Annotated in this window: 1 protein-coding gene; it reads left to right on the top strand. The window is 55.0% G+C overall.

Features of this window, described 5'->3' with window-relative positions:
• Window positions 1-1,323: cell envelope integrity TolA family protein (locus tag B7700_RS11130; protein ID WP_192855632.1), on the top strand; the 1,323-nt coding region annotated here is incomplete at both ends.

Here is a 1,323-nt window from a genome sequence, read left to right as displayed (position 1 = left end):
CGCACTTGTACTTGCTGAAGCTGATGCGCTAGTGCTTGCTGAAGCTGATGCGCTTGTCGATGCTGAAGCTGACGCACTTGTACTTGCTGAGGCCGACGCACTTGTTGACGCTGAAGCTGACGCACTTGTACTTGCTGATGCTGATGCGCTTGTACTTGCTGAAGCTGATGCACTTGTACTTGCTGAGGCCGACGCACTTGTCGATGCTGAGGCCGACGCACTTGTTGACGCTGAAGCTGACGCACTTGTTGACGCTGAAGCCGATGCGCTAGTACTTGCTGAAGCCGATGCACTTGTCGAGGCTGAGGCTGATGCGCTTGTTGACGCTGAGGCTGATGCGCTTGTACTTGCTGAAGCTGATGCGCTTGTGCTTGCTGAAGCTGATGCGCTTGTTGATGCCGAAGCTGATGCACTTGTACTTGCTGAGGCCGACGCACTTGTACTTGCTGAAGCTGACGCGCTTGTTGACGCTGAAGCTGACGCACTTGTTGACGCTGAAGCTGATGCGCTTGTCGATGCTGAAGCCGACGCGCTAGTGCTTGCTGAAGCTGATGCACTTGTCGATGCTGAAGCCGACGCGCTTGTACTTGCTGAAGCTGATGCGCTAGTGCTTGCTGAAGCTGATGCGCTTGTCGATGCTGAAGCTGATGCGCTTGTTGACGCTGAAGCTGACGCACTTGTACTTGCTGAAGCTGATGCGCTAGTGCTTGCTGAAGCTGATGCGCTTGTCGATGCTGAAGCTGACGCACTTGTACTTGCTGAAGCTGACGCGCTTGTTGACGCTGAAGCTGACGCACTTGTACTTGCTGATGCTGATGCGCTTGTTGACGCCGATGCTGACGCACTTGTGCTTGCTGATGCTGATGCGCTAGTGCTTGCTGAGGCTGACGCACTTGTTGAGGCCGATGCTGATGCGCTAGTGCTTGCTGAAGCCGATGCACTTGTTGATGCCGAAGCTGACGCACTTGTTGAGGCCGAAGCTGATGCACTTGTTGACGCTGAAGCCGATGCGCTAGTGCTTGCTGAAGCTGATGCGCTTGTTGAGGCCGAAGCTGATGCGCTTGTTGACGCTGAAGCTGACGCACTTGTACTTGCTGAAGCTGATGCGCTAGTGCTTGCTGAAGCTGATGCGCTTGTACTTGCTGATGCTGATGCGCTTGTTGACGCCGATGCTGACGCACTTGTTGAGGCCGAAGCCGACGCGCTAGTGCTTGCTGAGGCTGACGCACTTGTTGAGGCTGATGCCGATGCGCTAGTGCTTGCTGAAGCTGATGCACTTGTCGATGCTGAAGCCGACGCGCTTGTACTTGCTGATGCTGATGC

Origin of the sequence: Streptococcus mitis (assembly GCF_002096755.1) — a bacterium.
GTDB classification, from domain to species: Bacteria; Bacillota; Bacilli; order Lactobacillales; family Streptococcaceae; genus Streptococcus; species Streptococcus mitis_AC.
This window is presented reverse-complemented; position numbering and strand designations above follow the sequence as displayed.